Source organism: Agromyces binzhouensis (assembly GCF_004135055.1).
In the GTDB taxonomy this organism is placed as follows: domain Bacteria; phylum Actinomycetota; class Actinomycetes; order Actinomycetales; family Microbacteriaceae; genus Agromyces; species Agromyces binzhouensis.
Genome location: NZ_SDPL01000237.1, coordinates 1 through 4,772 on the forward strand (window position 1 = coordinate 1; position 4,772 = coordinate 4,772).

Sequence of the window (4,772 nt, forward strand, 5' to 3'; positions counted from 1 at the left end):
CGGCGCTCGAGGGCCCGTGGGGTCGCATGCCCGTCGCCGAACGCGCCCGGCTGCTCCGGCGGGTCGCCGACGTCGTCGAACGTCGCAGCGAGGAACTCGTGGCCGCAGAGGTCGGCGACACCGGCAAGCCCGAGACGCTCGCCCGCGACCTCGACGTCGCGCGCGCCGCGGCGAACTTCCGCTCGTTCGCGGACACCGCCTCGGCGGCCGGCCTCGACTCCTACCTCACCGAACTGCACGACGGTCGCCGAGCGCTCAACTACGCGGTGCGCGCCCCGCTCGGCGTGGTCGCCGTGATCGTGCCGTGGAACCTCCCCCTGCTCCTGCTCACCTGGAAGCTCGCTCCGGCACTCGCGTCCGGCAACACCGTCGTGGTGAAGCCGTCCGAGGAGACCCCGTCATCGGCCACGCTGCTCGCCGAGATCATCGCCGAGGCCGGCGTCCCCGACGGCGTCGTGAACGTCGTGCACGGCTTCGGCCCGGGATCGGCCGGCGAGCACCTGACGACCCACCCCGGCATCGACGGCGTCACCTTCACCGGCGAGTCCAGCACGGGCTCGGCCATCATGCGAGCGGTCGCCCCGCGCGTCCGGCCCGTCTCGTTCGAGCTGGGCGGCAAGAACGCCGCCATCGTGTTCGCCGACGCCGACCTCGACGCGGCGGTCGCCGGCCTCGCGCGTTCGACCTACCTGAACACCGGTCAGGTCTGCCTCTGCACCGAGCGCATCTACGTGGAGCGCTCGGTCTTCGACGAGGTCGCGGCCGGCCTCGCCGACCACGCCCGGCGCCTCCGACTCGGTCGCCCCGAGGACCCCGCGACGACGACCGGTCCGCTCATCTCGGCGGCGCATCGCGAGAAGGTCCTCTCCTACTACGACCTCGCGCTCCACGAGGGTGCCGAGCTCCTCGCGGGCGGCGGCATCCCGACCCTCGGCGACGGACTCGACGCGGGCTCGTGGATCGAGCCGACCCTCTGGACCGGCCTGGGGAACTCGAACCGGACCGTGCGCGAGGAGATCTTCGGACCTGCCGCGGTCGTCATGCCCTTCGACACCGAGGAGGAGGCGATCGCGCTCGCCAACGACACCGAGTACGGCCTCGCCGCGGTCACCTGGACGACCGACCTGGCGCGCGGCCACCGGGTCGCCCAGCGCATGCGGGTCGGCATGTCGTGGGTCAACACCTGGTACCTGCGCGACCTCCGCAGCCCGTTCGGCGGCGTCGGACTCTCCGGCATCGGCCGAGAGGGCGGAATGCACTCGCTCGAGTTCTACACCGAGCCCACCAACGTCTGCGTGCAACTGTGAGCGCCCCGCAGACCGCGACGACCGACGCGATCGGAACCCCGGAAGCGATCCACGCCGCCCAGGCGCGGCTCCATGCGGCATCGTGCGCCCGGGTCACCTGCGCGCCCGTGCGCGACCTGCTCGGCGAGGACGCCCAGGAGGCGGCCTACGCCGTCCAGTCCCTCGGCATCGACCGTCGGGTGACGGCAGGCGCACGGATCGTCGGTCGCAAGGTCGGACTGACCTCGCCGGCCGTCCAGGCGCAGTTCGGCGTTTCCACGCCCGACTACGGCGTGCTCCTCGACGACATGATCGCCGACGACCGCGAGCCGCTCGACCTCGGCCGGTTCCTGCAACCGCGCGTCGAAGCCGAGGTGGCGTTCGTCCTCGGACGCGACCTCGATTCCCCGACCACCCATGTCGCCGACGTGATGCGCGCCACCGAGTTCGTCCTGCCCGCCATCGAGGTCGTCGACTCGCGGATCTCCGGCTGGGACATCCGCATCGCCGACACCATCGCCGACAACGCCTCGAGCGGCGCGGTCGTCCTCGGGACGACCCCCCACCGGCTCGACGGGCTCGACCTGGCCGGCGTCGGCATGCGGCTCGACCGCGACGGCGAACCGGCCTCGACCGGCGCAGGCTCCGCGTGCCTCGGGAGCCCCGTGATCGCCGTCGCCTGGCTGGCACGGGCGGTCGCCCGGCACGGACGACCCCTGCGCGCGGGCGAGGTCGTGCTCTCGGGAGCCCTCGGCCCGATGGTCGCCGCGACGCCCGGGCACTTCCACGCCCGGCTCGACGGCCTGGGCGAGGTGCGCACCGAGTTCACCGGACGCGCCGCGACGACACCGGCGGTGGATGCGCCCACCACGACCGACGGAGGAGCAGCATGACCACGGACGTCGCCATCATCGGCTCGGGCAACATCGGCACCGACCTGATGATCAAGGTGAAGCGGCTCTCGACGCACCTGAGGGTCGTCGCGATGGCCGGCATCGATCCGGACTCGGACGGACTCGCCCGCGCTCGCCGCCTGGGGGTCGCGACGACGCACGAAGGCGTCGACGGCCTGGTGCGGCTGCCGGAGTTCGCCGACGTCGAGCTCGTGTTCGACGCGACGTCGGCCGCGGCGCACGCACGCAACGACGCCGTCGTGCGGGACCTCGGGCGACTGGTGGTCGATCTCACGCCCGCCGCGATCGGCCCCTACGTCGTGCCCGTCGTGAACCTCGGCGACCACCTCGACGCGACCAACGTCAACATGGTCACCTGCGGCGGCCAGGCCACGGTCCCGATGGTCGCAGCGGTCTCGCGCGTGGCGCCGGTCGCCTACGCCGAGATCGTCGCCTCGATCGCGTCCCGGTCCGCCGGACCGGGGACCAGGGCGAACATCGACGAGTTCACGCAGACGACGGCGCGTGCCATCGAGGTCATCGGCGGCGCGGAGCGGGGCAAGGCGATCATCGTGCTGAATCCCGCCGACCCCCCGCTCATCATGCGAGACACGGTGTACTGCCTCGTCTCGGGCGAGCTCGATCGGGAGGCCGTGCGGGCGTCCGTCGCCGCCATGGCCGCCGACGTGCGGACGTACGTCGGCGGGTACGACCTCAAGCAGGACGTGCAGTTCGATCGGGTCGAGGAGGCCTTCGTGCCGGCTCTCGGGCGACCGTTCAGCGGAACCCGCGTCACGATCCTGCTCGAGGTCGCCGGCGCCGGCCACTACCTGCCGGAGTACGCGGGCAACCTCGACATCATGACCTCGGCGGCACTGCGCACCGCCGAGCACCTCATCGCCGACCGGACGGGAGTACCGGCATGACCGCGACGACGCCACGGGTCTACCTCCAGGACGTCACCCTCCGCGACGGCATGCACGCCATCGCCCACCGGTACGGCACCGATGAGGTCCGCGAGATCGCGTCGGCGCTGGAGGCGGCCGGCGTCGACGCGATCGAGGTCGCGCACGGCGACGGGCTCGGCGGGTCGAGCGTCGCCTACGGGCATGGAGCCAGGACCGACGAGCAGTGGATCGAGGCGGCCGCCTCCGTGCTGCGGCGAGCGCGGTTGACCACGCTGATCCTCCCCGGCATCGGCACGATCGACGACCTCGCCCGCGCGCGCGACCTGGGCGTCGGCAGCGTCCGGGTCGCGACCCACTGCACCGAGGCCGATGTCGCGGAGCAGCACATCGCCTGGGCGAAGGACCAGGGCATGGACGTCTCGGGGTTCCTCATGATGAGCCACCTGAACGACCCGCGCGGGCTCGCCGAGCAGGCTCGGCTCATGGAGTCCTTCGGCGCGGACTGCGTCTACGTCACCGACTCGGGCGGACGCCTGACGATGCGCGACGTCGCCGACCGCATCGACGCCTACCGCGGCGTGCTCGACCCGGCGACCGAGATCGGCATCCACGCGCACGAGAACCTCTCCCTGAGCGTGGCGAACAGCATCACGGCGGTCGAGCACGGCGCCACCCGGGTCGACGCGTCCCTCGCCGGGCAGGGCGCGGGCGCCGGCAACTGCCCGATCGAGGCGTTCGTCGCGGTCGCCGACCTGCTCGGCTGGTCCCACGGCGCCGACCTCTTCGCCCTGCAGGATGCCGCGGAGGACCTGGTGCGCCCGCTGCAGCGCCGCCCGGTGCGCGTGGACCGCGAGACGCTCACGCTCGGCTACGCGGGCGTCTACTCGAGCTTCCTCCTGCACGCCGAGCGGGCCGCCGAGCGCCATGGGCTGGACGCCCGCGACATCCTCGTCGAACTGGGGCGCCGCCGGATGATCGGCGGCCAGGAGGACATGATCGTGGACGTCGCACTCGACCTCGCCGCGGCACGCGCGGGGGCCGCCGGAGGTGCGTCATGACCGAGGACCTCGCCGTCGAGGCATCCGCTCCACCAGCGCCCCGCACCGCACCCGGCCGGACCGCGCGCCTCGCCCACGCGCTCGACGAGGCGCAACGACGGGCGCTCCCGATCGCGCGGCCCTCCGACGATCGACCGCTCGACCTCGACGCGGCGTACGAGGTCCAACGCGCGCTCGTGTCGCTCCGCACCGCACGCGGCGAGCGCGTCGTCGGCGTGAAGCTCGGCTTCACCAGCCGCGAGAAGGCGCGGCAGATGGGCGTCGACGACGTGATCATCGGGAGCCTGACCGACGCGATGCGCGTCGTCGACGGCGACGCCGTCCCCGCGGGCCGCGGAATCCATCCCCGGGTCGAGCCCGAGATCGCGTTCCTGCTGGGACCGGGGATCGCCGATCCCGACTCCGAGGCGTCCGCCGCGATCGCCGCGGTGGCGCCGGCACTCGAGGTCATCGACTCGAGGTACCGGGACTTCCGCTTCGACCTCGGCGACGTGATCGCCGACGACGCGTCGGCTTCGGCGTTCGCGATCGGTCCGTGGCGGGCCGCCGACGCCGCCGCGACCCTGGCGAACCGCGCGGTCGCCCTCGAGCTCGGCGGCCGTCAGGCGCAGGTGGGCTCGACCGCGG

5 protein-coding genes are annotated in these 4,772 nt (G+C 73.1%); all 5 read left to right on the forward strand.

Annotation, left to right across the window (positions count from 1 at the left end; genetic code table 11):
- Positions 1–1,307, forward strand: a 1,307-nt coding sequence (locus ESO86_RS11550) for a 2-hydroxymuconic semialdehyde dehydrogenase (RefSeq protein ID WP_129235148.1), incomplete at its 5' end; no start/stop codon positions are given.
- On the forward strand, positions 1,304–2,179 hold the full coding sequence (locus ESO86_RS11555) for a 2-keto-4-pentenoate hydratase (protein WP_129235150.1): 876 nt from the start codon (positions 1,304–1,306) through the stop codon (positions 2,177–2,179). The genes ESO86_RS11550 and ESO86_RS11555, both read left to right, overlap by 4 nt.
- The gene (locus tag ESO86_RS11560; protein WP_129235152.1) at positions 2,176–3,105 is read left to right on the forward strand and encodes an acetaldehyde dehydrogenase (acetylating); all 930 of its coding nucleotides are present in this window, start codon (positions 2,176–2,178) and stop codon (positions 3,103–3,105) included. Before ESO86_RS11555 ends, ESO86_RS11560 begins: the two co-directional genes overlap by 4 nt.
- On the forward strand, positions 3,102–4,145 hold the full coding sequence (gene dmpG, locus ESO86_RS11565) for a 4-hydroxy-2-oxovalerate aldolase (RefSeq protein WP_129235154.1): 1,044 nt from the start codon (positions 3,102–3,104) through the stop codon (positions 4,143–4,145). The genes ESO86_RS11560 and dmpG overlap by 4 nt, the downstream gene beginning before the upstream one ends.
- Positions 4,142–4,772, forward strand: a 631-nt coding sequence (locus tag ESO86_RS11570) for a 2-keto-4-pentenoate hydratase (RefSeq protein ID WP_129235157.1), incomplete at its 3' end; no start/stop codon positions are given. The genes dmpG and ESO86_RS11570, both read left to right, overlap by 4 nt.

What these genes read in the sequence shown, in the direction of transcription:
- ESO86_RS11560 (WP_129235152.1), top strand. Translation starts at nt 2,176, where the DNA reads ATGACCACGGACGTCGCCATCATCGGCTCGGGCAACATCGGCACCGAC.
- dmpG (WP_129235154.1), top strand. Translation starts at nt 3,102, where the DNA reads ATGACCGCGACGACGCCACGGGTCTACCTCCAGGACGTCACCCTCCGC.